At 61.8% G+C, this 25,073-nt stretch carries 26 protein-coding genes, 1 tRNA gene and 1 pseudogene; 15 read left to right on the top strand and 13 right to left on the bottom strand.

Annotated features, from left to right (window positions below; all coding sequences use genetic code 11):
• The first annotated feature begins 112 nt into the window (after window positions 1-112).
• Window positions 113-1,141: a nucleotidyltransferase family protein gene (locus ACO06R_RS17645; protein ID WP_421853085.1), complete on the top strand. Its 1,029-nt coding sequence runs from the start codon at window positions 113-115 to the stop codon at window positions 1,139-1,141.
• Between the two features lie 13 nt (window positions 1,142-1,154).
• On the opposite strand, the gene ACO06R_RS17640 is transcribed toward ACO06R_RS17645, so the two are convergent.
• The 7 genes from ACO06R_RS17640 to ACO06R_RS17610 all read right to left on the bottom strand — a co-directional run bounded on the left by ACO06R_RS17640 (window position 1,155) and on the right by ACO06R_RS17610 (window position 9,163).
• Window positions 1,155-2,303, bottom strand: a complete 1,149-nt coding sequence (locus ACO06R_RS17640; protein WP_421853081.1) for a PqqD family protein — start codon at window positions 2,301-2,303, stop codon at window positions 1,155-1,157.
• A 4-nt stretch (window positions 2,304-2,307) separates the two neighbouring features.
• Entirely contained in the window at window positions 2,308-3,399 is a 1,092-nt protein-coding gene (locus ACO06R_RS17635; protein ID WP_421853078.1) for a GlcNAc-transferase family protein, read from the bottom strand.
• The gene (locus ACO06R_RS17630; RefSeq protein ID WP_421853075.1) at window positions 3,375-4,253 is read right to left on the bottom strand and encodes a 2OG-Fe(II) oxygenase; all 879 of its coding nucleotides are present in this window, start codon (window positions 4,251-4,253) and stop codon (window positions 3,375-3,377) included. Before ACO06R_RS17630 ends, ACO06R_RS17635 begins: the two co-directional genes overlap by 25 nt.
• Before the next feature lie 3 nt (window positions 4,254-4,256).
• Window positions 4,257-6,335, bottom strand: a complete 2,079-nt coding sequence (locus ACO06R_RS17625; protein WP_421853072.1) for a hypothetical protein — start codon at window positions 6,333-6,335, stop codon at window positions 4,257-4,259.
• A 39-nt stretch (window positions 6,336-6,374) separates the two neighbouring features.
• Complete coding sequence (locus ACO06R_RS17620; protein WP_421853069.1) at window positions 6,375-6,971, bottom strand: hypothetical protein; 597 nt, start codon at window positions 6,969-6,971, stop codon at window positions 6,375-6,377.
• On the bottom strand, window positions 6,964-8,256 hold the full coding sequence (locus ACO06R_RS17615) for a PqqD family protein (protein ID WP_421853066.1): 1,293 nt from the start codon (window positions 8,254-8,256) through the stop codon (window positions 6,964-6,966). Before ACO06R_RS17615 ends, ACO06R_RS17620 begins: the two co-directional genes overlap by 8 nt.
• Window positions 8,257-9,088: 832 nt before the next feature.
• A tRNA-Glu gene (locus ACO06R_RS17610) sits at window positions 9,089-9,163 on the bottom strand.
• Between the two features lie 137 nt (window positions 9,164-9,300).
• Between ACO06R_RS17610 and ACO06R_RS17605 the strand changes: the two genes are divergently transcribed.
• Window positions 9,301-9,537 carry a hypothetical protein gene (locus ACO06R_RS17605; protein WP_421853063.1) on the top strand — a complete coding sequence of 79 codons (237 nt, stop codon included), beginning with the start codon at window positions 9,301-9,303 and terminating at the stop codon, window positions 9,535-9,537.
• 40 nt (window positions 9,538-9,577) lie between these two features.
• Here the strand turns inward: ACO06R_RS17605 and ACO06R_RS17600 are convergent, their stop codons facing one another.
• From ACO06R_RS17600 to ACO06R_RS17590, 3 genes are all read right to left on the bottom strand, one after another.
• Window positions 9,578-10,171 (bottom strand): GNAT family N-acetyltransferase, encoded by a 594-nt coding sequence (locus ACO06R_RS17600; RefSeq protein WP_421853060.1) that lies wholly within the window; start codon window positions 10,169-10,171, stop codon window positions 9,578-9,580.
• Window positions 10,172-10,255: 84 nt separating this feature from the next.
• The gene (gene tldD / locus ACO06R_RS17595; RefSeq protein WP_421853058.1) at window positions 10,256-11,683 is read right to left on the bottom strand and encodes a metalloprotease TldD; all 1,428 of its coding nucleotides are present in this window, start codon (window positions 11,681-11,683) and stop codon (window positions 10,256-10,258) included.
• Between the two features lie 76 nt (window positions 11,684-11,759).
• Window positions 11,760-12,275, bottom strand: a complete 516-nt coding sequence (locus tag ACO06R_RS17590; protein WP_421853055.1) for an invasion associated locus B family protein — start codon at window positions 12,273-12,275, stop codon at window positions 11,760-11,762.
• Window positions 12,276-12,353: 78 nt separating this feature from the next.
• Here ACO06R_RS17590 and ACO06R_RS17585 point away from each other — a divergent pair, with 78 nt between their 5' ends.
• The 9 genes and pseudogenes from ACO06R_RS17585 (at window position 12,354) to ACO06R_RS17545 (ending at window position 19,341) form a co-directional block, all read left to right on the top strand.
• The gene (locus tag ACO06R_RS17585) at window positions 12,354-12,518 is read left to right on the top strand and encodes a hypothetical protein (RefSeq protein ID WP_421853052.1); all 165 of its coding nucleotides are present in this window, start codon (window positions 12,354-12,356) and stop codon (window positions 12,516-12,518) included.
• A 94-nt stretch (window positions 12,519-12,612) separates the two neighbouring features.
• A complete protein-coding gene (coxB, locus tag ACO06R_RS17580; protein ID WP_421859502.1) occupies window positions 12,613-13,536 on the top strand; it encodes a cytochrome c oxidase subunit II in 924 nt (307 codons plus the stop codon).
• Window positions 13,514-15,169, top strand: a complete 1,656-nt coding sequence (ctaD, locus tag ACO06R_RS17575; protein ID WP_421853049.1) for a cytochrome c oxidase subunit I — start codon at window positions 13,514-13,516, stop codon at window positions 15,167-15,169. The genes coxB and ctaD overlap by 23 nt, the downstream gene beginning before the upstream one ends.
• A gap of 96 nt (window positions 15,170-15,265) precedes the next feature.
• Window positions 15,266-16,201: a heme o synthase gene (locus ACO06R_RS17570; RefSeq protein ID WP_421853046.1), complete on the top strand. Its 936-nt coding sequence runs from the start codon at window positions 15,266-15,268 to the stop codon at window positions 16,199-16,201.
• Window positions 16,198-16,368 (top strand): hypothetical protein, encoded by a 171-nt coding sequence (locus ACO06R_RS17565; RefSeq protein ID WP_421859537.1) that lies wholly within the window; start codon window positions 16,198-16,200, stop codon window positions 16,366-16,368. The genes ACO06R_RS17570 and ACO06R_RS17565 overlap by 4 nt, the downstream gene beginning before the upstream one ends.
• 11 nt (window positions 16,369-16,379) lie before the next feature.
• Window positions 16,380-16,985 carry a cytochrome c oxidase assembly protein gene (locus ACO06R_RS17560; RefSeq protein WP_421853043.1) on the top strand — a complete coding sequence of 202 codons (606 nt, stop codon included), beginning with the start codon at window positions 16,380-16,382 and terminating at the stop codon, window positions 16,983-16,985.
• Window positions 16,986-17,000: 15 nt separating this feature from the next.
• A complete protein-coding gene (locus ACO06R_RS17555; protein ID WP_421853040.1) occupies window positions 17,001-17,879 on the top strand; it encodes a cytochrome c oxidase subunit 3 in 879 nt (292 codons plus the stop codon).
• Window positions 17,880-18,030: 151 nt separating this feature from the next.
• A pseudogene (locus tag ACO06R_RS17550) lies at window positions 18,031-18,576 on the top strand (DUF4760 domain-containing protein); the annotation flags it as partial.
• Window positions 18,577-18,618: 42 nt separating this feature from the next.
• Window positions 18,619-19,341: an SURF1 family protein gene (locus ACO06R_RS17545; protein ID WP_421859500.1), complete on the top strand. Its 723-nt coding sequence runs from the start codon at window positions 18,619-18,621 to the stop codon at window positions 19,339-19,341.
• Here ACO06R_RS17545 and ACO06R_RS17540 read toward each other — a convergent pair.
• Window positions 19,338-20,318 carry a magnesium transporter gene (locus ACO06R_RS17540; RefSeq protein ID WP_421853037.1) on the bottom strand — a complete coding sequence of 327 codons (981 nt, stop codon included), beginning with the start codon at window positions 20,316-20,318 and terminating at the stop codon, window positions 19,338-19,340. The two genes, ACO06R_RS17545 and ACO06R_RS17540, sit on opposite strands and share 4 nt — an antisense overlap.
• Before the next feature lie 139 nt (window positions 20,319-20,457).
• On the opposite strand from ACO06R_RS17540, the gene ispH reads away from it, so the two are divergent.
• Genes ispH through rnhA form a run of 3 tightly spaced genes read left to right on the top strand, consistent with a single transcriptional unit; the run spans window position 20,458 to window position 22,883 of the window.
• A complete protein-coding gene (gene ispH, locus ACO06R_RS17535; protein ID WP_421853034.1) occupies window positions 20,458-21,468 on the top strand; it encodes a 4-hydroxy-3-methylbut-2-enyl diphosphate reductase in 1,011 nt (336 codons plus the stop codon).
• 3 nt (window positions 21,469-21,471) lie between these two features.
• Window positions 21,472-22,434: a homoserine kinase gene (locus ACO06R_RS17530; RefSeq protein WP_421853031.1), complete on the top strand. Its 963-nt coding sequence runs from the start codon at window positions 21,472-21,474 to the stop codon at window positions 22,432-22,434.
• Window positions 22,434-22,883, top strand: a complete 450-nt coding sequence (rnhA, locus tag ACO06R_RS17525; RefSeq protein ID WP_421853028.1) for a ribonuclease HI — start codon at window positions 22,434-22,436, stop codon at window positions 22,881-22,883. The genes ACO06R_RS17530 and rnhA overlap by 1 nt, the downstream gene beginning before the upstream one ends.
• A gap of 15 nt (window positions 22,884-22,898) precedes the next feature.
• On the opposite strand, the gene ACO06R_RS17520 is transcribed toward rnhA, so the two are convergent.
• The gene (locus tag ACO06R_RS17520; protein ID WP_421853025.1) at window positions 22,899-23,387 is read right to left on the bottom strand and encodes a peroxiredoxin; all 489 of its coding nucleotides are present in this window, start codon (window positions 23,385-23,387) and stop codon (window positions 22,899-22,901) included.
• Between the two features lie 96 nt (window positions 23,388-23,483).
• Complete coding sequence (locus ACO06R_RS17515) at window positions 23,484-24,308, bottom strand: protein-disulfide reductase DsbD domain-containing protein (protein ID WP_421853022.1); 825 nt, start codon at window positions 24,306-24,308, stop codon at window positions 23,484-23,486.
• A gap of 149 nt (window positions 24,309-24,457) precedes the next feature.
• Between ACO06R_RS17515 and ACO06R_RS17510 the strand changes: the two genes are divergently transcribed.
• The gene (locus ACO06R_RS17510) at window positions 24,458-25,060 is read left to right on the top strand and encodes a YqgE/AlgH family protein (RefSeq protein ID WP_421853019.1); all 603 of its coding nucleotides are present in this window, start codon (window positions 24,458-24,460) and stop codon (window positions 25,058-25,060) included.
• The last annotated feature ends 13 nt before the right edge of the window (window positions 25,061-25,073 follow it).

The raw sequence follows: 25,073 nt of genomic DNA, 5'->3' as shown, positions 1-25,073 counted from the left end.
TCGAAGCGCTATCCTCTATGACTCCGCCCGTTGTGCCTTTCGGTCATATCGTCAGGTCCGACGCGGGATTGGCGCGCGGCTTCTGCCTTGGCGGCCCGGCCACAGGCGGCCAATGAGTTCGAAGGTCGGCGGATGGCTTGCCCGCCTCTCGGATCCGCAGGGCATGAACATGCAATGGCACAGCGAGCCGTTTTCGATGTCCGAGACAGGATTGCTGGAAACGCTGGTCGACGACGCAGGCCGCCACAATGTCCGGCCGGCAATGACCAGCAACCTTGCAAGCCTGCTGCGCACCGTGCCCGACGCACTCCTGTCCGGGGATGCCGCGTGGCGGAAAAGCGAAGGCGACAAGCTCCTTTCCTCGGCGAACGCAAGTCGGCTCCTGGATGTCGGCCGCGCGATGCTGCTCGCAAGCGCGGCCAGCGATATTCTTGACGCCGTCGCCGATGCGGGACTTCCCGTGGTGCTGGTCAAGGGCGTCGATTTCGCCGAGAACGCCTATGGCGGCCTGAACAACCGGACATTCTCCGATATTGACCTTCTCGTCAGGCCGGACGCGGAAGATAATCTGGGGGAGATCCTCCAGATATTCGGTTTCACGCTGCATGAACCGAAAGAGAGGCTCATTGCCAATACCGAAAGGCAATGGACCCGCGCCGACAGTTTCGGCGGTTGGATTGTCGTCGATGTGCACACCGACATGGTCCACGCACCCGAATTGCGCGCGCGACAAACGCTGACTTACGACCTCTACGCCGATCCTCGCCAAGGCGGGGTTTCGCCCGCGTCCAGGCTGGTTCTAGCCGCCTTGCATGGCGCGACATCGCATCTCTTCGGCCGCCTGCAATATGTCGTCGATGGCCTGATGATCGTCCGAATGGGCGTCGATCCAGCCGAACTGCGCGAACGCGCCCTGCGGTCTGGCGCGGTCCTGCCGGTCGCGACCTTGCTGCGTCTTGCGGCGGATCTTTACGGCTGCCAGGCCAGCGCCGGTCTTCTTCAGAGCCTGCCGCCCATTCGCTGGAGCGGCCTGGAGAAAAGACTGATCACCGGGAGCATGGTGGTTTCGGCAAAGGATGCTGACCGCTGGCGTTTGCTACCGCAGCGATTTCTCTATCGGCGGCTTCTGCAGGGCCCGTAGGGCGGTCGGCGCGCTAGCCGGACAGGCTCAGAAAGCCGATCTCGCGAAGCCGGTGTATTGCCGCCAGGATGTCGGGCGCCAGTTCCTCTTCGGTCAGATCGAACTCTTCACTCAGCTTCGTTCCGATCTCGCCGACATTCAGGGAGCCGTCGCAGAGCTCCCAGATCGCGATGCCGGAGCTGTTCATCCACAGGCTCGCGCCATCCTGCGGGCGCTCGAGAAGCATCTCGTCGAGCACCCGGCCCTCCATTATGCCCTCGGCGCGCTTCGGACGGTCTTGGTCGGAAAGTGGCCGGACGGTCCCGGCACGCTCGTAAACGTAATCGTTGATGATCGAAATCAGATCGGCACCGAATTCGTGCTCTGGCTCGATCGACGTGTCGATCAAGTGCCAGGGCTCATAACGATGCTTCGAGAACAGAGTGGCGCCATCCTTGCCCACGATCGGCTGGCAGTAGTGAATGATCGGTGCATCCGGTGCTTCCAGCGGGTCCCAGTTCGTGCAAGCACCGAGCGAAACAGGATCATGCTGCAGGTCGTACTCCGCGCATGCCGCGATGTAGGCATACATGTCCGCTTCCCATATCTGATTGCCCGCCGGATCGCGAAACCTGTCGCGGACAATCCCGGTCAGTTCGAGCCAGCGTCCGCAAATTCGCTTCAGGTCACGGGTGTGAATGAGCTTCGGGATCATGACGGGGCGGATGCCAAGGTCCACCTTCGCGCAATGCTCGGTCAGGAAGGAAAATCCGGCGCCGATACCGAAGGGGTTCTGCATGCTCGGTTCCCCGATGGGAAATCCGGCCCATGCCTGCGCCGCTGGAAACCCGGGCGCGACGCGCCTTGTCACCGGCTCGCGGAAGACGCAATCGGGGTCGAGGAGCAACACGGTTCCTTCCGGCTGCTCGCGAAAAACCCATTCCAGCAGCGAGGCGGGCTTGTTGTAGATCGGATACGCGTCTCCCGTTTCGGGATAGACGTCCCAGCTCTGCGTCGCGAAGCAGCGGGCGTGTTTTTGTGACGGCAGGTTTTCGGGATCGTCGGTCGCGACGAGCCGGACGAGTTCGCCTTCCTGTCCGACCTGTTTCCAGGAATACTCAAGGAGGTCCGACTGCCATTGCATGTAGGGATTATCGTTCGTGCTGAATACGGTATAAAACATCTTCTCACGTCGCTCCGGATTCTCCTGGGCAAGACTGCGGCCAAACGGTCTTGCCCTGGCTTTCAACCGTTTGCAGATATTCCTCGCAGGTTATGCAATCGGCCCAATCATCGTCTTTCCTGATCGTCACCGGATCCGGGCTTCGTCCGGCATAGACGTCAGGATGGGCCCGCTTGTTTGTGAGGTCAATTCCGGCGAAGCGCTCATACTCGGCAAGTGTTCGACGAGGGCCGAGGCCGAAGCGGCCGAGTGACTCTTGCTCCGACGGGTCGTCGCTGAAGGCCAGTTTCCTGAACCGCTCGAATGCGACCTTGTTTTTCGCCGAGATGACCTCTGTTCCATGTTCCCAGTGCCGCCTCGGCGGCGCCTCGGTGTGTTCCATGTGCCAGGCGACGATGCTGTCCGGCAGGAAGAAATCGTACCCATGCGTGTAGGAGCGCAGGGTAAGCGCGAATTCCTCACCCCAATAATAGTGATCGGGATCCTGGCGAACTTCTTCGGTCCAGGGGCCGATGGTGAAGATGAAACAGCCGGAGATGAACCGGTTTCTCGTTTGCCGCCGTGTCGCCGCTTGCCCCCAGTCGAACCATGGAGTCCAGCCCGACGTCTCGTTCCAGTCCGCCAACCGCCCACAGCGGACGCCATGTTCGGTCCGTTTTCTTGCAGTCCCATCGTCGTCAACGCGAAACAGCGGCGCAATCATGGTGATCAGCGGCTTGTCGGCGGGCAGTGTCCGCATCATTGAGACGAGACTGGAATCCCAGCCCGGAGCGAACGCCGTGTGCGAGTCGACCTGCAACGCGTAGGTCTCCCCGTCATAAAACGCCTGGGCGACGTTCCTCGCCCAGGAACCGCCCTGGCTATCCTCGACCCGATAATCGGAAAAGCAAAAGCGCCTGTCCGACCTGAAGCGGCTCAGCTCAATCGGTGCGGCGGTATCGTACTGCCAGCAGATGCCAAAACGCAGGTTCTCTGGGTAACGCGCGGTTGCCAGGCAATCGTCGAGCGTGCGTGGAAGTTCCGGATCGCTGTAGGAGGCGATCGCGACGAATATGGTCGGCCGGGCCTCGTTCATGACGCGTTGACGCGCAGCCATCCATTGATCGTGAAACGGCTGTCAGCGAATTCGCGCGAAGGGCAGCGGACAATATCCACTTCATGCGGAAGGTCGCTTAAAAACGCCACGAGCATGTTGTTTTCGGGCTGGATCGCGGTCACGGATTGATCGTTGGCGCCGTAAAGCAGCAGGTCGCCGCCCTCAAAGGCCTTTGGCGACTTGTAGAAGTAGTAAACGAAGGTGATGACGCGGTTTGCCACCGATTCCTCGTTGTGGTCCGCATCGGAATGCCGCTTGAAAAAATCCCCGTCATTGCTCGCGGTCAGCTGGATTTCGGATTCGTGGAACTCGAACCCCGGTCGGCCGAGGCTCTTCGAGATGTGCGGAAGATGCATCTTGAGCCGGTTGAGGAATATGTCGCGCCACCTCGTATCCTTGACCGAGAACAGGACTTTTGATCTTCGATAGCTGTGGTCCTGCTCCCCGCCTGTACTGCGAAGGACGGTGCTGCCTTCGAAATCGGCGTCGCTTTCCAGCGTGAAATCCAACAACTGCCGGTTTTCTTCCGGCGTGAGAAAATCGTCGATGCGGACATGCGCCGGAACCGCAGAAACCGGATGGGCGAATACCGCTCCGCCCTGCGCCGGGCCCTGAGACTGGATCAGCACCGGCGGCTTGGTGACAACCGATACAAGCGACGATGAAAGGAAGGAGCAGGCGGCATGGCCATCCTGCAGGGGGATCTGCAACACCATGTTGGGGTTTTCCGCATCCGCCTGCTGCCCGAGCGCCAGCGAGTAGTAGAGGTCTCTCAGGAAGGGCGAATCCGCGGGAAGAACGGAATTGTAGCTCTTGCCGCCCGCAAGGGTGATTTCCACCTCGATGTCCTGCATCGCTCAAGACCTCCTGTTTAAGTTTTGCGCGTCCGCCAGCGTTGTCTCCGCAGCGCCTTCCTCCTGCAAGGAGGCTTGCAGCCGAACGATCGTGTCGCCCGCCTCGGCGGCATCGGAAAAGAGCAGCCTGTAGGCGGGAAGGTTTTCGACCAGCGCGCACAGTGCTTCGACGGTCGCATCGGTGTTGTTCTGGAAGCTCAGGCAATTCTCGAGCAACTCGCCGACGGCCTGCGCCGGCGACATCGCCACGAGTTGCGTTTCGGCCTCTGGCGAAAAATGCGGAAAGACGATCGCGGAAACCGGTCTCGGCTCCGGCGCAACCCTGGCCGGATCGATCTCCGCTACTGACTTGGAAAGACCGCTGATTTGATTGCGCGACAGGGCCTTCCCGTTGCTTGCGCGCACCTGTGGGGTTCCGGGGAACGGTATTGCCCTGCCTGTCCGGGGATCGACTGGAACGATGTCGTCGGACAGGAAGTCCCAGCCGGACTGGTAGAGTTCGAGCACAAGTGTGCTCTTTCCGCGCCCCCATGCACCCGGCAAAATAACCGCTCGATCGCGCCAGGCCACACATCCGGCATGGAGCCAGACCAGATCCGTATTGCGCTCGATGAAGCGCCGCACGACTTCCCGGTAGAGGTGGCGCAGCAGTCTGAAGCCGTCGGAACTGGTTTTTATTTGCGTTCTGTCCACGAGCAATCCGGTCTCGTCGCCGGAGCGTTCGAGGCGCACATCGCCGATCGGCAACGCGTCGGAGGATGCGCCCATCAGCGCGAACAGCCGGGCGATCGCGTCGGCAACTTCGGCAACATTGCTGCTCGCGACCACTGCATTGTTCTGGAACGAGACCGCATAGCTTCCGCCCGGTATCGTCTCGGCCGGCGAGGCGTTTGCTATGGCGTATTCGCGGTCCCGCGTTCTTTTCACCATCGCCGCCTCATCGAGGAAGCTCTCCGGCCATTCGCGCATCCAGGCCGGGTTCAGGCGATCGTTGAACCGGTTCCAGGAATATGGCCCGCTGTGCTGCTCCACCATGACGCCCTTGTCGAGGGGAATGCACTCGCTGGGCGGATGGCTGCCACGTTCGACCTTGTCGCCGGGCGCCGGAAGCTCGTTCCACAGGAACTTGAACCGCTCCTCCTTTCCCAGGTTTCCGCGCATGCGCTGGATCAGGGCGGTAAACGTGCTGGTCATGGTGCCGATGAAATCATCTGACCGGGCGGCGACCAACTGCGACAGGTAGGCGAGCGCGATGCTGTCATGCGCCGGCAGGTCCTGAAATTCGCAATCATAATGCGCCAGCATGTGGTGATCGATGAAAACCACATCGCCATAGGCCGCCCGTATCTCGTCGAAGAAGGGATCGTCAGCCTCGTCGGTGAGGACAACCAGACGGCCCGACCGAGAGAAATGGTGGTCGAGCGCCTCGATGACCTCCGCGGGCGACCGGTCCAGAGTGGTGACGCCGAATGTTTGCTTGAAATCGCCGCGCCGGATATGGACGGCGTTGAACCGGCCGAGGTCGTCGGCGACGCGCCGGGCGAACTCCGCATAGGGCGCGCGCGGTTTCATGTTGCTGATAATATCGAAGGCGCGGCGTTGAGACGGTTCATCGAGATAAAAGAAGCTCGAATAAAAGCCGAGTGTGTTGGCGTCCGGTCCGCCTGAAAAGGACAGCGCGGCAGCATGCTCGTGAGCCTCTCCGATGGTGAAGACGTGTTTCCGGCCGGCAAGGAAGGAGCGGAAGTCATCGGTTTCCGTCGACAGATGGGGCGGAAAGTAGAAGACGCTGTCCTGGGCCATCTTGTCGGAAATCTCATGCGGCGCGAAGGCGCTCAGATTGACGCGCTCCGCGTCGATCCACGGAACGCCGGGTTCGATCAGGTCCGTCACCTTGCTCGGATAGGTGTTTCGCACCAACCCGTGATACTGCACGACATTCCCCAGGGGCGTGTTGTTGCCCTTCAAGACCAGCACCCGGTTGGTCAGACCGGCAAGGACGACACCCAGTTCCAGCGACATCGCCAAGTTGCTGAAACCCGCTGAGCCGTTGCGGTAAATCGTGTAGATCAGCGACTTCATGCGGTTTTCTTCGCGGCTGGAGCGCCATCTGTCCCTGTTTTACGGGTCAATAGTCCAATCCAGGGGCGTGAAATGAATGAAAATGTTGGCGTAGTAGTCGCCATCGAGTGGGTACGGACGCCCATGCTTCAGCCGGGCGCCTTCGAAGAACACCATTTCTCCGGGCTCGATCGCCACTTCGTGGGGTTGGCCTTCCTCGTCCTCGATGTAGAGCGGCCAGGGGGTATTGACCCTGCTGTCGACGCAGATCGTCGAACTGACGACATGGGTGCGGGCGTGATCGTGGTGGTTGTAAAGGTAGCTGCGTGGTTGATAGACGCGGATGCCGTAACAGGCGGCCGGCTTGAGAGGCATGCCACTCCATTCTTCATGGACAGGACGCAGTTCGCTGAGCAGCGACCGGTTGAATTTGTCGTCGTTACAAATAAGCGAAGGATGGCAGCGCGGATTCTCCGACTTGATGAAGGTGCTTTCTGCCTCCGACTTGAACCTGTGAACGTTGGCCCTGAGGTGGTCCATCAGGCGATCATGGATCCGCGGGTCAAGCGTCGCCTTGCGAAACCCCAATCCGAGCGACCGCACCTTCTTCAGATCCTTGCTCTGGGATTCGACTATGTGCTGCGGCGTTTCATACATTCAGTCGCGTCCGTGCTCTTTCGGCGAGTTGAAAAAAGTACTTCTCGTGTTCGGTCGTGGCGTTGCGGGCGAACGCATCGAATTCCGTGTCCAGGAAGTTCCGGTCCACATAGGCCTGCTTGTGCCATCGCGAGTCCTTGAACGCTGCCTGGCCGAAGTCCTTCGGATCGCTGTAGTAGTGGTAGAAAGTGCCGTCGGGGATTGACGGCTCGCTGCAATCGGAAACCAGGAACTCCTTCTGCTCGAGCAGGTCGTAGCCAATGCCGTTTGCCGTCATGGCAAGCGCAAAGCACGGCATCTCGGCGATCCAGGCGAGCTCGGCGCCTGCAATTCGTCCGAGCAGGTAGAGTGCATGGGCAAAGCGGTAGCAATCGGCAATGAACTTTTTGTTGCCCGCGACCTCGGCCGTGACAAAGACATTCACGCCGCCCGGTGCGAATTGCCGGTCGCAACCGACAGCATCCAGCAGCTTGTGCAGATCGACGCCTTTCCCCTCGTTCCTGTCAATTGTCGCGAAGAAGACATCGCGTTCGATGTGCCAGTTTCGCGGCATCGCGCAGCGTGTCGGCATGATGTCGAGCGGCAGATCGCCATAGAGAAACATGTCGCTGTCGATGAGGCAGATCATCCCGGTGGGATCGATATCCTTCGCGGCGACAGCCAGTGCCTCGAGCTTGTTGACGGCGGCGTAGGTCATTCCGCCTTCGTGACCGACATCGATCCGGTTCGTATTCGCATGGTTGGTGGAAAGAGCGTATTTCGTGCCGTAGGTTTCGAGGATACTGCGAAGCTGGTCCGATAGCGGCGCACCGTCATTGCAGACAGTAACAAAGGCCTGCCACCCCGCTGGCAGCTTGCCGCGGAAGGACTCCAGGAAAATGGCGGTCTGCCACCAGAAATAGGGCCTGTCTTCGATGCCGATCGCAAATGTCGTCGGCATCCGGACGCGGCTGTGCTCGACGAATCCGCCGATCAGGCGCAGTCGCGACAGATCGGCCAGAGCTTGACCGACATGTTCAAGCAGGATCGCGCTGTCGACATCGAATTTCGGTTCGAGCTTGCGGACGATGTCTTCTGGGGAATGATGGCCATCGCACAGGTCCCAGATCGCACGTCCGGTCTGGTTGATCGCCAGGGCCAGATTATCCGCCCCGACGTCCAGAACCTCGGCCTCATCTTCCGGAGCGACGAGAATGAGTTCATCTCTGACCGCAAATTGTCGGACATGCGGGAGGCGATATGGCTTCCCCGAGCTCTCCGTTTCCAGACCGATCGAGCCTGTCATGGGCCTACTTCACGCATCGGTGCCTGCGAATTGCGTCGCGACAGGCACATCAGTTTGACGGCTGGCGCGGGATGCAACGCCACGGCACCGGCTGGTTCTTGGGCGCCTCAGGAAATGCCTCTTAAGTCGGAGCCACTGTCGGGGGCGAAGCCGGTGTCGGGCCCGATGTTGGCGGGGCAGATGTTGGCGGGGCAGAGGTTGGCGGAGCTGCCGTCGGACCCGCTGTTGGCGGTGCTGCCGTCGGAGCAGGTGTCGCGACAGGGCTGATCGACGGGGCGGCAAACGCGCCCTTCGGCAGGTTTACGGCGACGAAAACCGGAGCAACCCATGCACGCTTGACCACATCGCGTCGCGAGATGCTGTCATCGCCGCCGCCGTTTTCGATTGAGTCGTCCGGCGCTTCCGCGCCATTTTTGGGATCGTCGTGTTCCAATTCCCGCCCTCCTTCCAAGTCTCGTAGAGACGGTCGACGCACAAATCAAAGCAACAACCAGAATGCTCGACAGATTGCCAGCTGCGCATTACGCGAACGTAATAGCCCGAGACTGAAGTATACTCAAGTTATGGCGAAAGTCATCCTGAACAGGATCATGGGCTTTGGTCACCATATCGGACCGGCGGCAAATGGTCCGGCAAGCGCCCGCTGCCATGTGGCTATCCGATGGCAAGATCGAATACGCGTTGTCCGGGAAGGGTGGTTGGCTGGCGATCCCGCATTCAAGCTGAGGCAGACAAGCGTTCAAACCACCGGCCGAGGCTGCCGGGTGTCCCGGATCCAAGCGCGGCAAACGAAAGAAGCGGAATCATGAGTTCTGCAACTCATTGAAATCACTGGCACTCCCAAGGGGAATCGAACCCCTGTTTCCGCCGTGAGAGGGCGGCGTCCTGACCGCTAGACGATGGGAGCGCAGGCGACCTATGTGGGCGCGTATTGGTCCGGAGTCAACATCCTGAGGAAAGCCCAAGACCGGAGTTGTCAAGCGTCAATGCTTATCGGGGGATTGCGGACGAGGATATGGGCAACCGGACCGAAAGGAGTTGGCGATGAGCGACAATCCGTTTCAGGACGATTTGAAGCGCCTGCGCGACGAACTGCGGCTGCAGTTGCACCTGGCGTCCATGGAGGCCGAGGAAGAATGGGACAGGTTGACCGGGGATTGGGACCGCTTCGTCTCGCGTGCCGAACTGGAAAAGAGCGCCGAGGAGGTCGGCGAAGCGGCTCGCCAGCTCGGCCTGCGCATGAAGGATGCCTTCGACCGCATGCGCAAGGGAATGGAATAGGGCGCGGACGTCTCCAAGGCCGTGCGATCCGGGAGCCTGGCTATTTGACCAGCAGCACCCACTCCTGCCCGTCGCTGATCCAGTCTTCCTTGACCATGCCGCGACGCGCGGTTTCGCGGTAGCCGAGCCGTTCGTAGAGTCGCCGTGCACCGGTGTTGTTGTCGGCGACGATGACACTCATCCCTGGCTTGCTGCAGTTCCGGCTGATTTCATCCGCCAAGCCTAACAGCCGGGAGCCGTTGCCGCGGCCGCGGTATTTGGGCATGACCGCGAGCACGTTGACGTACCACGTGTCCGGGGCGAGGTTCTCCAACTCCCGCAGCGGAATGAGTATTGCCGGCATGTCGGCCGGGATCGGCTCGGGATCCGGCGGCACTTCGTAGCCCATCAGCACGCCCGCCACTTCGCCATCGAGTTCGACGATATGGGCATTCGTATAGGAGAAGCTGCCGCTCGGGCGTCCCGCCCGTCTGCGTCCGACGTCCCAGGCGGTCTCGCCCGGCTCGGCCATGCGACCCCACAGGTAAAGCGGCATGCCTTCGCCGGCATAGTTGACGAGTTCGGCGAGCAGGGGCGCATCGTCCGGGCGACCCTCGCGGATGCCGACGATCTCGCCTGAATTCTGTTCTTCCATCGATTGGCTCCAGTGTTGCGCCGTGACGTCACGCAGTCATGCCCGCATCCGGGGATGCTGGATGTTGTGCAATCGGTCCGGAGCCTACCGCTCCGTGCCGCCGACGGTCATCTGGTCCATTCTCAGATGCGGCTGGCCGACGCCGACGGGCACACCCTGGCCGGCCTTGCCGCAGGTTCCGATGCCCGGATCGAGCGCCATGTCGTTGCCGAACATGGACACGCGGTGCATCGCGTCCGGCCCGTTGCCGATCAGCATCGCACCCTTGACCGGGAAGGTCACCTTGCCGTCCTCGATCATGTAGGCCTCGGTGCAGCCGAACACGAACTTGCCGGACGTGATGTCGACCTGGCCGCCGCCGAACGAGACGGCGTATATGCCGTTCTTGACCGATGAGATGATTTCCTCGGGCGTATGGTCGCCGCCCAGCATGTAGGTGTTGGTCATGCGCGGCATCGGCACATGCGCGTAGGATTCGCGCCTGCCATTGCCGGTCGGCTTGACGCCCATCAGCCGCGCATTCTGCCGGTCCTGCATGAAGCCGACCAGCTTGCCGTCCTCGATCAGCACGTTGCGGCCGGACGGCGTTCCCTCGTCGTCGATCGACAGCGAGCCGCGCCGGTTTCCGATGGTGCCGTCGTCGACCACGGTGACGCCCTTGGACGCGACCTGTTCGCCCATCAGTCCGGCAAAGGCCGAGGTGCCCTTGCGGTTGAAATCGCCTTCCAGCCCGTGGCCGACCGCTTCGTGCAGCATGACGCCTGGCCAGCCCGAACCGAGCACGATGTCGAAGGTGCCGGCCGGCGCCGGCTTGGCTGACAGGTTGACGAGCGCCTGGCGCAACGCCTCGTCGGCGCCTGTGCGCCATTTGTCCTCGGCGATGAAGGCACCGAATTCCTGGCGTCCGCCAACACCGAAAGAGCCGGTTTCCTGGCGGTCGCCGTCGCCGACGACAACCGAGATATTGACCCGCGTCAGCGGCCGGATGTCCTTGGCGAAATGCCCGTCGGCGCGCAGGATCTCCACCACCTGCCAAGTCGCGGCCAGCGATGCCGTCACCTGGCGCACGCGCTCGTCCTTGCCGCGCAGGTAGGTATCGATGTCCTTGAGAAGTTTCACCTTTTCCTCAAATGACGGTTCGCCGATCGGATTGGCGTCGCCATAGAGCTTGCGATTTGTTCCGGGCGGCGCGTCGGAATAGGTGCCGGAATAGCCGGTGGTCACCGCGCCGACTGCGTCCGCAGCGCGCTTCAGGGCGCCGAGCGACAACTCGCCCGCCTCGGCGTAACCCACCGCTTCGCCGGCGACCGAGCGCAGGCCGAAACCGCGGCCGGTGTTGAACGAGCCCGTCTTCAGCCGGCCGTTGTCAAACATCAGCATCTCGGCTTCGGCATGTTCGATGAACAGTTCGCCGTCGTCGGATTTGGCGAGCGCGTCTGCGACGACAGCCTCGACGGCCTCCCGCGAAACGTCGAACGAGTTGATCAGGTCGGGTGTCGTTTCGGCGCTCATGACGTCTCCTGTTGTTTCAGGTGAGTCATTTAGGCGCGGAACGGGTGGCGGGCAAGCGGCCCGGAAACACTCCCGGTCAGGGCAGCGCCTTGTAGCCGTCTTCGAAGCCTTCCAGTTCGACCGGGATGCCGATGCCTTCCTCGGGCGTCTGAAACACGTAGAATGTCGCGCTCTGGCCCTCGGTAAGGCTCTTGATCAGCGATTCCTCGAGGATCACCTCGGCATAGCAGCCGTCGGTGAAGCAGCGCACGAAGTAGGCGCGGCCGATGTCGTTGCCGTCGATATTGAGGCCAAGCCCGTTTGGCAGAAGCACGCCGAGCGGCGCCAGCACGCGCAGAATCTGCGCCTTCTTGTCGGCAGTCTTCAGGACCACGACCGACAGGCCGAATTCCTCGCGGTCGGCGGCAACAACGTTCTGCATCAGGACGCATTGTTCCGCCGATGCGCCGGGCGGCGTGTCGCAGACGATCGACCAGGCACCGTGGCTGGCGCGCACGGCGCCCTGCTGGGCCGCCCCCGGCGCGAGCGCCGCAGCGCCGGCGATGAGGGTCGCGCAGGTTAGCGGGAAGATCCGGCGGGCAATCGTGGTCAAAATAGGGGTTTTCCGCGTCTTCGCTCGAATCGGCACCTTGTATTCCTTAAGGTTAGGTCCACGAAAGGGATATGTAGCATGGCAATTGGTTTACACATCCTTTCGCATTGCAATCATGGCAAATTGGTGAAATTGGGCGGGTCAATGCTGACAGGGGTGCATTTTTATACCCGCATTCGCCGTTTGTCGCAGGCGCGCAAAAATGACGCAGGTTTCGACTTGCGTGGCAGTTGCGCCATTTAGCGGTCTATGATTGATACAAATCAAAGACGGACAGGAATCCGCCTGCCGGGGACGCGGCTGAAGCCGGATCGGGAGAACGAACGTGCTGAATAAGATGGCCTGGCTTGCAGGCGTGACATCCATTGCAACAATGACCCTGGCGGGCACCGCCCTGGCGGCTCAGCCGGAACCCTGGCAGATGGGTTTTCAGCCTGGCGCAACGGCGATCATGCACGAAATCCGCTGGTTCGAGAGCTACACACTGTACTTCCTCGTGCCGGTCGTACTGCTGGTCCTCGGGCTTCTGGCCTATGTGGTGGTTCGCTTCAACAAGCGCGCCAACCCCAACCCGTCGCGTACCAGCCACAACACAACGATCGAAATCATCTGGACCGTCGGCCCGGTTCTTATCCTGCTGTTTTTCGCCATTCCGTCGTTCCAGCTTCTGACGGCGCAGTACACGCCGCCTGGCGAGCCGGAGGTCACGATCAAGGCCACCGGCTATCAGTGGTATTGGGGTTATGAATACCAGGGCGACGCCGATGACGAGGAAGTGTCCTTCGATTCCTACATGCTGAAGGAAGACGAGCGCGCCGCCCAGGGCAAGGAAGACGTGGCCGCCTATCCGCGTCTGCTCGCCGTTGACAACGAGATCGTCGTACCCGTCGACACCACGGTGCGTCTTCTGGTGACCGCCGCTGACGTCCTCCACTCCTGGACCATTCCGGCCTTTGGCGTGAAAATGGACGCCGTGCCGGGCCGTCTCAACGAGACCTGGTTCCATGTCGAGAAGGAAGGCCTCTATTATGGCCAGTGCTCCGAGCTTTGCGGCAAGGACCACGCCTACATGCCGATCGCCGTGCGCGTCGTGTCGCGCGATCAGTACGATACCTGGCTCGCCGATGCGATCGCCGATCTCGGCACCGCCAACCGGCGCCCCCGCCATCGAAGCCAAGAACAAGCTGGCCGCCGCCGAGTAACCGGCCGCCCCGACATAGCTGAGGAGCATGCAAGACATGGCAGGATCAGTCGCCCATGACGCCCACGCCGACCACAAGCCCCAGGGCTTCGTGCGTCGCTGGCTGTTTTCGACCAACCACAAGGACATCGGAACGCTCTATCTGATCTTCGCGATCTTCGCCGGCGTGTTCGGCGGCTTCCTGTCCGTTATGATGCGCTGGGAACTGGCCGAGCCGGGCATCCAGATCTTCCACGGCCTGGCCGCGATGGTCTACGGCGTGGAGGGCGATTCGGCGATCGACGCCGGCAAGCACATGTACAACGTGTTCACGACCGGCCACGGCCTGATCATGATCTTCTTCATGGTCATGCCGGCGCTGATCGGCGGTTTCGCCAACTGGATGGTGCCGATCATGATCGGCGCGCCCGACATGGCCTTCCCGCGCATGAACAACATCTCGTTCTGGCTGCTACCGCCGGCCTTCATCCTGCTGGCGATCTCGATGTTCATGCCGTCCGCGCCGGGCGCGCACGGTGTCGGCGGCGGCTGGACCATCTATCCGCCGCTCTCGACGACCGGCCAGCCCGGACCGGCGATGGATTTCGCCATTCTGTCGCTGCACATCGCCGGCGCGTCGTCGATCCTCGGCGCCATCAACTTCATCACCACCATCTTCAACATGCGCGCGCCGGGCATGACCCTGCACAAGATGCCGCTGTTTGCCTGGTCGGTGCTGGTGACCGCCTTCCTGCTGCTGCTGTCGCTTCCGGTTCTGGCCGGCGGCATCACCATGCTTTTGACCGACCGCAATTTCGGCACCACCTTCTTCACGCCGGATGGCGGCGGTGACCCGATCCTGTTCCAGCATCTGTTCTGGTTCTTCGGCCACCCAGAGGTCTACATCCTAATCCTGCCGGCCTTCGGCATCATCTCGCACATCGTGTCGACCTTCTCGCGCAAGCCCGTCTTTGGCTATCTCGGCATGGCCTACGCCATGGTGGCGATCGGCGTCGTCGGCTTCATCGTGTGGGCGCACCACATGTACACCGTCGGCCTGTCGCTCGACACGCAGCGCTACTTCGTCTTCGCGACGATGGTCATCGCGGTGCCGACCGGCATCAAGATCTTCTCGTGGATCGCCACCATGTGGGGCGGTTCGCTGGAGATGCGCACGCCGCTGCTGTGGGCCATCGGTTTCATCTTCCTGTTCACCGTTGGCGGTGTGACCGGCGTGCAGCTCGCCAATGCCGGCCTCGACCGGTCGCTGCACGACACCTACTACGTGGTCGCCCACTTCCACTACGTGCTGTCGCTGGGTGCGGTGTTCGCGATCTTTGCCGGCTGGTACTACTGGTTCCCGAAGATGACCGGCTACATGTACAATTCGACGATCGCCCGCGTACACTTCTGGGTGACCTTCGTCGGCGTGAACCTGATCTTCTTCCCGCAGCACTTCCTGGGTCTGGCCGGCATGCCGCGCCGCTACATCGACTACCCGGATGCGTATGCGGGCTGGAACCTGATTTCGTCCTACGGCTCCTACCTGTCGGCCATCGGAACGCTGATCTTCCTGTTCGGTGTCTGGGAAGCCTTCTCGCGCAAGCGCGAAGCTGGCGCCAACCCGTGGGGTGAGGGTGCGACGACATTGGAATGGCAACTTTCCTCGCCGCCGCCCTATCACCAGTGGGAGCAACTGCCGCGCGTCAAGTAAGCGTCCGGCATATCGCGAAAATCTGACTGCCCGAGACCCTGCGTCCCGGGCAGTTGAACAACAAACGGGAAAAACCCGGGCAGGCTAAGAAACAACATGGCGTTGATCGAAAACATCGAAGGCGGTGAGGCGCGGGTCTCCGAGGCTCTGCCCGGCGATTTTTTCGCGTTGCTCAAGCCGCGCGTCATGTCGCTGGTCGTCTTTACCGCTTTCGTCGGCATGGTCGTCGCGCCAGGCGGGATCAATCCGCTGATCGCGGCGATCGCCATCCTGGCCATCGCGGTCGGCGCCGGCGCGTCGGGCGCGCTCAACATGTGGTATGACGCCGATATCGACGCCGTGATGAGCCGCACCGCCAAGCGCCCGATCCCCACCGGCCGGATCACACCCGGCGAAGCGCTGTCCTTCGGCCTGATCCTGTCGGCGCTGTCGGTCATCACGCTCGGCACGCTGACCAACTGGGTGGCCGGCGGCCTGCTTGCCTTCACCATCTTTTTCTACGCCGTCATCTACACGATGTGGCTGAAGCGCTCGACGCCGCAGAACATCGTGATCGGCGGCGCGGCCGGCGCGTTTCCGCCGATGATCGGCTGGGCGGCGGTGACCGGCGATATAGCGCTCGAGAGCGTGGTCCTGTTCCTGATCATCTTTCTCTGGACGCCGCCGCATTTCTGGGCGCTGGCGCTGTTCAAGCTGCGCGACTACGACTTGGCCAAGGTGCCCATGCTGCCGAACGTGGCCGGCGAGCGGAACACCAAGATCCAGATCCTCGGCTACTCGGTGGTGTTGGCCGTTGTCGCAGCCATGCCCTGGCCGCTCGGTTTCGCCGGACCCGTTTACGGTGCCGTCGCCATCGCCCTTGGACTGAACTTCATCCGCCACGCGCTGGCCGTGTGGCGCATGCCCGACGGCGACGCGACCATGGCGCCGGCCAAGCGGCTGTTCGCGTTTTCACTGTGGTATCTGGCGACGCTGTTTGCGGTGCTTCTCGGCGAGGCGCTGTTTGCCATGCTGCCGGTATGGGGCGCTTGAGCGTGGACGGCGACAATCGCGATACCGTCACCATGACGGAGAACCAGAAGAAGGCGCAGCGCCGTCGCTCGATCGCGCTTGCGATCTGTCTGGCCGCTTTCGTGGTGATTTTCTATGTCGCTACGCTCGCCAAGTTCGGCCCGGAAGTCATGAACCGGCCGATGTAATGGAGACCCGGATGGCGGAAACGATCGACAGGGCGGGGCGCAGGGGATGGTCCAACACGACCATCGCGATTGCGTGTGTCTGCTTCTTCGCCGGGATGGTTGGCATGGCCTACGCATCGGTGCCACTTTACCGGCTGTTTTGCCAGGTGACCGGCTATGGCGGCACGACGCAGCGCGTCGAGCAGGCGTCCGACCGGGTGCTCGACCAGACGATCAATGTGCGCTTCGACGCCAACACCAACGGCATCGGCTGGGACTTCAAGCCTGCGCAGCGGCAGGTCACCCTGAAGATCGGCGAGACAACACAGGTTTCCTACGAGGCGCGCAACATTCTTTCGACCGCCTCGACCGGAACGGCGACATTCAATGTCACGCCGCAGGCCGCCGGCGCCTATTTCAACAAGGTGGAGTGCTTCTGCTTCACTGAAACCACGCTCCAGCCGGACGAAACGCTCGACATGCCGGTCGTCTTCTTTGTCGATCCCGACATCGTCGACGCGCCGGAACTCAAGGGCGTTTCGACAATCACGCTGTCCTATACTTTCTTTCCGGTTGACGATCCGGAGCCGGTCGCGCAATCAAGTACGACCGCGGTCCAGACGACGACCATTCGATAATCGGGGAAAAGCCTAATGGCCGACGCACACACCAAGAACCACGACTATCACATCATCGATCCGAGCCCGTGGCCGTTGTTCGGCTCCATTGGTGCCCTGATCATGGCGATTGGCGGTATCGGCTGGATGCAGGCCATCAACGGCAACGAGTTTGCGCTGCTCGGCATTCCGCTGTCCAATCCGTGGACCTTCTTCATCGGCCTGTTGATCGTCCTCTACACCATGTTCGGCTGGTGGGGCGACACCATCAAGGAAGCCCATCAGGGGCATCACACCCGCGTCGTCTCGCTGCATCTGCGCTATGGCATGATCATGTTCATCGCCTCGGAGGTGATGTTCTTTGTGGCGTGGTTCTGGGCGGTGTTCGACGCCAGCCTGTTCTACGACGAGGCGCAGCAGGTTGGACGCTTGGCCTACACCGGCGGAACCTGGCCGCCGCAGGGTATCGAGGTTCTCGATCCGCTGCACCTGCCGCTCTACAACACCGTGATCCTGCTGCTGTCGGGTACAACCGTCACTTGGGCGCACCACGCGCTGCTGCATGGCGACCGTTCCGGTCTGAAATGGGGTCTGGCGCTGACCATCGGGCTAGGCATCATCTTCTCCGGCGTGCAGGCCTACGAGTACTCGGTGGCGCCGTTCTCGTTCTCCGGTTCGCTCTATGGCGCGACCTTCTTCATGGCGACTGGCTTCCACGGCTTCCACGTTCTGGTCGGCACGATCTTCCTGATCGTCTGCCTGTTCCGCGCGCTTGCCGGCGATTTCACGCCGAAACAGCATTTCGGCTTCGAGGCGGCGGCCTGGTACTGGCACTTCGTCGACGTGGTCTGGCTGTTCCTGTTCTTCTCGATCTATGTCTGGGGATCGTGGGGCGCGCCGATCGCCCACCACTGACGGGATCTGGAGCAACATGGCCGATGGATTGAATTTTAACGCTTTAATCCCTATATTGGCCTTGAACCGGAACGGAGTGACCGCCATGACTCGTGAAGGAATGGGAAACGGATAGCCCGCACATGGGAGTTGACCTCCTGTGATCCGGACAATGTGGCCCGTCTTATGGCGGGTCTCGTTGTGTCTGGTGATCGTCTTGGCGGCTGGATGGGTAATCGCCCGGCATTTCGGACTGGAATCCGGAGAATTGTTGTTGCGCGACCTGATCGCCGGCGGCGGCGTGCTGCTGGCGATTGTCACGTTCCTGCTGAACGCATGGCGAAGCGAGGTGCAGCGCCGCAAACAGCACACGATGGGGATTCTTCAGGAGCGGTTCAGCCAGGGCTATCGCGATCTGCTAGACCAGCGGGCTGACTACTTTCCGGCAGGTCGCATTGTCGATCCGCAGGAGTTTCTGTCCAGTCTAGGAGATCATTCGCGATACGGGCGAGACCGACGCAAAAGCGCCGAAGCACTGCAGGCTATACTGAATAACTACGAGTTCATCGCGCTTGCAATCAAGGAGGGCGATCTCGACCACTCCATGATGAAACGGACCGTGCGCGGTATTATGTGCAATCTGGTTCATGATTGCCATAAACTCATCATCGAACTCCGCAAAGACAACAAACTGTTGTTGGAACACCTCGTGCCACTCTACAACGACTGGCGCACGCCCGAAAAGCACCAGCCGATTCCCGTGACCCAAGACGATTCTCGCCGCTTTCCCTGGTTCCTCCTCGTCTCGACGCTCGCCGCGCTGGTCGTCCTGATTTCGCTCGGCAACTGGCAGGTGCGCCGGCTGGCCTGGAAGGAAAACCTGCTGGCAACGATCGAGACGCGCATCAATGCCGCGCCTGTGCCGCTCGCCGAAGCGCTGGCGCTTGGCGGCGATGCCATCGAGTATTTACCCGTGACGATCGAAGGAGTTTTCCTCGCCGATACCGAGCAGCATGTGCTGTCGACCTGGAAAGGGGTGTCGGGCTGGCACATCTATCAGCCGCTCGAAACAGCGGGCGGGGTGGTGTTCGTCAATCGCGGCTTCGTGCCCTATGACCGCAAGGAGCCGGCGACGCGCCCCGACAGCCTGCCCGTCGGCCCACAGACGATCACCGGGCTGGCACGCATGCCGCTCTCCGAAAAGCCGGGGGCGCTGGTCCCCGACAACGCTCCGGACATGAACCAGTATTACTGGAAGGATCTGTCGGCGATGACCGTCGCCGCCGGGCTCACCGGGTTCGATGTCGTGGCGGTCTTTGTCGATGCCGGGCCCTATGACGACCCGGCAGCACTGCCGGTCGGCGGCGTCACCAATATCGACCTGCCCAACAACCACCTGCAATATGCGGTGACATGGTACGGACTGGCGCTGGCGCTGAGCGGCGTTGCCGGCGCATTTCTTTGGCGGCGATCAAGGGCCTAGAGAATCAGCGCGCTGACCAGCATGAAGTAGATCGACAGGCTGGCGACATCCTGGATGATCGTGCAGATCGGCCCACTGCCGAGCGCCGGATCGAGACCGGTACGCTGAAACGCCCAAGGCAGCAGGAACCCGACGACCGCCGACATGCTGCCGCCGGCGAGCACCGACAAGCCGACCGCCAGCGATAGCGCGGCATCGCCGAACGACGCCAACACCGCCGCCCAGGCAATCACGCCGAGCGAGCCGCCGACAGCCAGGCCGATGATCATCTCGTCGCGCAACAGGACGCCGATCGGCGTTGCGCCATTGGCGAGACCGCGCACCGCGACCGAGACGGCCTGCGTGCCGATGGCGCCCGCGATGTAGACGAGCGCCGGCACAAAGAAGGCTACCGACACATTGGCATCGAGCGTGTGTTCGAAACCCGCCATGACCATCGTGATCAGCGACGACATCACCAGCCCGAAGACCAGCCACGGCAACCTGCGGCGGAAACGGTCGAACAGCGGCGCATCGAGCGCGACATCGGGACCTTCCTCGTGCGGGTTGATCCCGGCGAGGCGTTGCAGATCCTCCATGTGCTCATCGCGCAGGATACGAAACAGTGCCTCCGGCGGCACCGCGCCGATCAAAACGCCATTCCCGTCGACGACCGGAACGACGATCATGTTCAGCCTGATGGCAAGCTTGGCGATTTCTTCCTGGTCTGCATCGGGACCGACCGCCTCGTGTTCGGGTTCCATGATGTCGGCGATCCGGTCAGTGCCGTCGGCGAACAGGTCGTTGATGCGCACGATGCCTTCCAGCCGTCCGCCACTGTCGGTCACGAATATCGTGTCGGCACAGTCGAAACTGTGTCCGCGCAGCGATGCGATGACATCCTCAACCGGAATGTCGGGATGCGCGCGCGGAATGCGGCTGACCATGCGGGCGAGCGCGGTGTCCGGTTCGACATCTGCGGTTTCCATCATCGCCATGGGGATTTTCCTCTGCGTTCGATTCTGCCGGGGCCTGGAGAATGCCCGCCAGATCGCCATACGGGCAATGATCGCCAAAGATGGCAACTATGGCTTCTGCCGCTTGACACTGTCGATACGCGATCCCTAATCACCGTTTATGACATCCGATCCGAAAGCACCCCTGACAATCCGTCTTTGCGAGCCGCGCGGTTTCTGCGCCGGTGTCGACCGGGCGATCCAGATCGTCGTCCTGGCGCTGAAGAAATATGGCGCGCCGGTCTATGTGCGCCACGAGATCGTGCACAACCGGTTCGTGGTCGAGGGACTGCGCGAACGCGGCGCGGTGTTCGTCAAGGAACTCTCCGACATTCCGGAAGCCGACCGCGAGAGGCCGGTGGTCTTTTCGGCGCATGGCGTGCCGAAATCGGTGCCCGCCGACGCCGAGATGCGGTCCATGTTCTATCTCGACGCGACCTGTCCGCTGGTTTCCAAGGTGCACAAGCAGGCGATGCGCCACCAGCGGCTCGGCCGCCACGTGCTGCTGATCGGCCATGCCGGCCATCCCGAAGTGATCGGCACGATGGGCCAGCTGCCGGAAGGCGCGGTAACCCTCGTGGAGACCGTTGACCAGGTGACCGAGTTGACGGTGCCGGACGAGGAAAAACTCGGCTACGTGACGCAGACGACGCTGTCCGTCGACGACACTGCCGACATTGTCACCGCGCTGGAGCAGCGCTTTCCCGCGCTGACCGCGCCGTCGTCGGAATCGATCTGTTATGCAACGACAAACCGCCAGGAGGCGGTAAAGAAGGCAGCGCCCGGAACCGACATGTTTCTTATCGTCGGCGCGCCGAATTCGTCCAATTCGCGGCGCCTTGTCGAAGTCGCCCGCCGGCACGGCGCTGCAGACTCCATTCTGGTGCAACGCGCCGGCGAGATCGACTGGCAGCGCATGGACGGCGCTTCGGTAATCGGCATCTCTGCAGGCGCGTCGGCTCCCGAGATCGTCGTACAAGAGATCGTCGATGCGTTTCGCGAGCGCTTCGATATCAAGCTGGACCTCGCCCTGACTGTCGCCGAAACCGAGAATTTCCCGGTCATGCGCGATTTGCGTGACACCGAACTCGCGGCCGCCGACATGGCCTTCCTCAATGGCGCCATGGACTGAGCGATGGCTGTCTACACCGACATAACCGAAGCCGAACTCGGCGCGTTTCTGGCCGGCTACGATGTTGGCGAACTGCAGTCTTACCGTGGCATCGCCGAAGGGGTTGAGAACTCCAATTTCCTCGTACACACCACGACCGGCCAGTTCATCCTGACGCTCTATGAAAAGCGTGTGAACGAAGCCGAACTGCCATACTTCCTCGGCCTGATGCGCCATCTGGCCGACCGCGGCATCTCCTGTCCGGTGCCGGTGGAGCGGCGCGATGGCGGAACGCTCGGAACGCTCGCAGGCAGGCCGGCCGCGATGGTCTCGTTCCTGGAAGGCATCTGGCTGCGCCGGCCGCAGGCCGGCCATTGCGCCGAGGTCGGGCGCGGTCTGGCGGAGATGCACCTGGCCGGCGCCGATTTTGCCATGTCGCGCCGCAACGGCCTGACCCTGGAGGACTGGCGGCCGCTGTGGGAAAAATCGCGCGCCCATGCCGCCGACGTCGACACCGGGCTGGCGGCGGAAACCGAAGCGCTGCTGCGGCGGCTCGAGGCGGAATGGCCGCGCGACCTGCCGGGCGGTGTCATCCATGCCGACCTCTTCCCCGACAACGTATTCTTTCTGGGCGACCGCCTGTCGGGCTTTATCGATTTCTATTTCGCCTGCAACGATGCGCTCGCCTACGATGTCGCGGTCTGCCTCAACGCCTGGTGCTTCGAGCGCGACCACGCCTTCAACATCACCAAGGGCAGGGCGCTGCTGAACGCCTATAACGCTGTGCGCCCGCTGTCGGATGCGGAAATCGCGGCGCTGCCAATCCTTTCGGCCGGCGCCGCGCTGCGTTTCATGCTGACCCGGCTGTACGACTGGGTGATGACACCGGAGGGCTCGCTGGTGATCAAGAAAGACCCGCTGGAATACCTCGCCAAGATGCGGTTCCATCGCGCAATCGACACCGCCAGCGGTTACGGATTGGACTGATGGCCGACAGGACAATCGAGATATTCACCGACGGCGCGTGCTCCGGTAATCCGGGGCCGGGCGGCTGGGGCGCGATCCTGCGCTGGAACGGAGTAGAGAAGGAACTGAACGGCGGCGAAGCCGATACGACGAACAACCGCATGGAACTGATGGCGGCGATCCAGGCACTGAAGGCGCTGAAAGGCGGGCCGCACGGCATCGACCTCTACACCGATTCCTCATATGTGAAGGACGGTATCTCCGGCTGGATCCACGGCTGGAAGCGCAATGGTTGGAAGACAGCGGCCAAGAAACCGGTCAAGAACGCCGAGCTCTGGCAGGAACTCGACGCGCTGGTCTCAAGCCACAAGGTCAACTGGCACTGGATCAAGGGCCACGCCGGCCATCCGGAAAACGAGCGCGCGGACGCGCTCGCGCGAGAGGGTATGGCGCCGTTCAAGCGGCGCTGAAAAAGCGCACAGAATTCAGCCGATCTGTTCGAGAATACGCGCTGCGCCCGAAACGACGGCTTCGCCCGGCGAATCCTCCAGATTGACGAGCTTGACCACGCCGTCCTCGACCAGCATGGAATAGCGCTGGGACCGCACGCCGAGGCCGCCCATCGACAAGTCGATATCCATGCCGATTGCGCGGGTGAAACCCGCGTCCCAGTCCGCGATAAAAGTGATTGCGCCGGCGGCGCCGGTCGCTTCCGCCCACGCCTTCATGACGAAGTGATCGTTGACGGAGACGCAGACGATCTCGTCGACACCATTGGCCAGGATGATGTCGCGGTTCTCGACAAAGCCGGGCAAGTGGTTGAGCGAACAGGTCGGCGTATAAGCGCCGGGCAAGCCGAAAACGACAACGTTCCGGCCGGCGAAAACGGTATCGCTGTCGACATCCTCAGGGCCGTCCTCGGTGATCCGCCGAAGCGTAACTGAAGGAATCTTGTCGCCGGTGCCGATTGTCATGTTCGTATCCTCTTGGTTGGCAATATCTCTCAACGGCAGATAATGCCCATTGCTGCCGTTTGAAGTCCGTCAGTGTGAAAATTCGATGTCGGGGCGTCAGGGTGCGGCGATGCTCAGCACGGTCTCGACTGCGTCGCCGCCCAAACGCGCGGTCACCGTAATATCGAATGCGCCGCCGTCTTTCATCGCCCGTGCCGGCCTGACATGGAAAGTGGTGCTGGCGTCAGTTCGTGACACGGCGCGGGGCTTCGCATAGGGCCGGTCGGGCCCGGCGGCGACGAACAGCGAGACATCGCCGGCCCCGCCGTCCGGATGCGAGATGACGATCTCCAACTCACCATTGACGAGGAGGCGCCCGCTTTCCACCGAAAGGCGCTCATTGCCCGCATGCGGCAGCGCCGAGTAGGCCGTTGACACGATCGCGCCGTGCAAGGCGCTCGACCGCGCCGTACCGACGGCCAGTTCGAGCGTTGCCGAAACCGGAATGCAGACATCGCGGCAAATCCCCAGAAAGACATCGGCCTCGACGATGCCGCTCCCGCGATCCGGATTGATTTCCAGGCTGACCGGCAGGACAACGGGATCGGTGTAGCCGGCCCACGATCCATAGGGATCGTCAACCCAGACCGGAGCCGGGAAATGCAATGTCGCGTCGCGCACCATGTCGCCGGAAAAGGTAATGCTGGGCGGGATGCCCGCCGAGCCGGGCTCGCGCCAGTATGTCTTCCATCCCGGTTCCAGGTCGATCTGCAACGCGGCGCGCAACACGTCCCGGCTCGGTTGCGGGTCTTCGACAATCAGCCGCAGGCGTCCGCCGTCGGTGCTTTCCCAGCGGCTTGCCGCGGCCAGAGCGCCCTGCGCCATGACAACGAGGATGAGTACCGAGGCAAGAATTGAGGAAAGCAGACGGGAAATCGACATGACCTCTACGTGACCCGGGCCCATCGTTTTGGCAAATGAAACTTGCATGGGCGCGGAGTCACATCTTCGTTACGCCGCCGGTGTGTTTGCACTGCAAGAAATAATGTGCTGACCAAATTGCAATCCGATGCTACGCTTCGGCGATGGAGATGCTGAACAAGCGCGACGTGCCGGATGGATCCGGCCAGTTCGAAGGCAAGTTCCTGGTGGCGATGCCAGGATTGGCATCGTCATTTTTCGCGCAAACCATCATCTATATCTGCGCCCACAATGACGAAGGCGCGATGGGCTTCGTTGTCAACAAGACCCGGGGCATGACCTTCTTCGATCTGGTCGAGCAGACCGATGTTTTCACCGACAATGCCGTTCCATCGATGCCAAGCAGCATTGCCTATGCGCCGATCGCCCATGGCGGGCCGGTGGATGAGCATCGCGGGTTCGTCCTGCACACATCAGACTATTGCGGCGAGTCGACGATTCCAATTTCAGAAACCGTTTTCCTTACATCCACCACCCAGGTCCTGCGCATGATCGCCAGCGGCAGGGGCCCGAAGCGCTGCACGGTTTCGCTCGGCTATTCGGGCTGGGGACCGGGCCAGCTGGAATCGGAGATGCTCGAAAACTCATGGCTGACGCTGGAGGCCGATCCGTCTCTCGTATTCGATCAGGACCATGAGACGAAATATGACCGTTTGCTGCGGGCTGCCGGTATTCAGCCCGAGCATTTCGTTGCCGGCTGCGGCCACGCTTAGAGCATTTCCGGGT

The sequence above is a fragment of the Oricola sp. genome, from assembly GCF_965230365.1.
Classification (GTDB): Bacteria; Pseudomonadota; Alphaproteobacteria; order Rhizobiales; family Rhizobiaceae; genus Oricola.
This window is presented reverse-complemented; position numbering and strand designations above follow the sequence as displayed.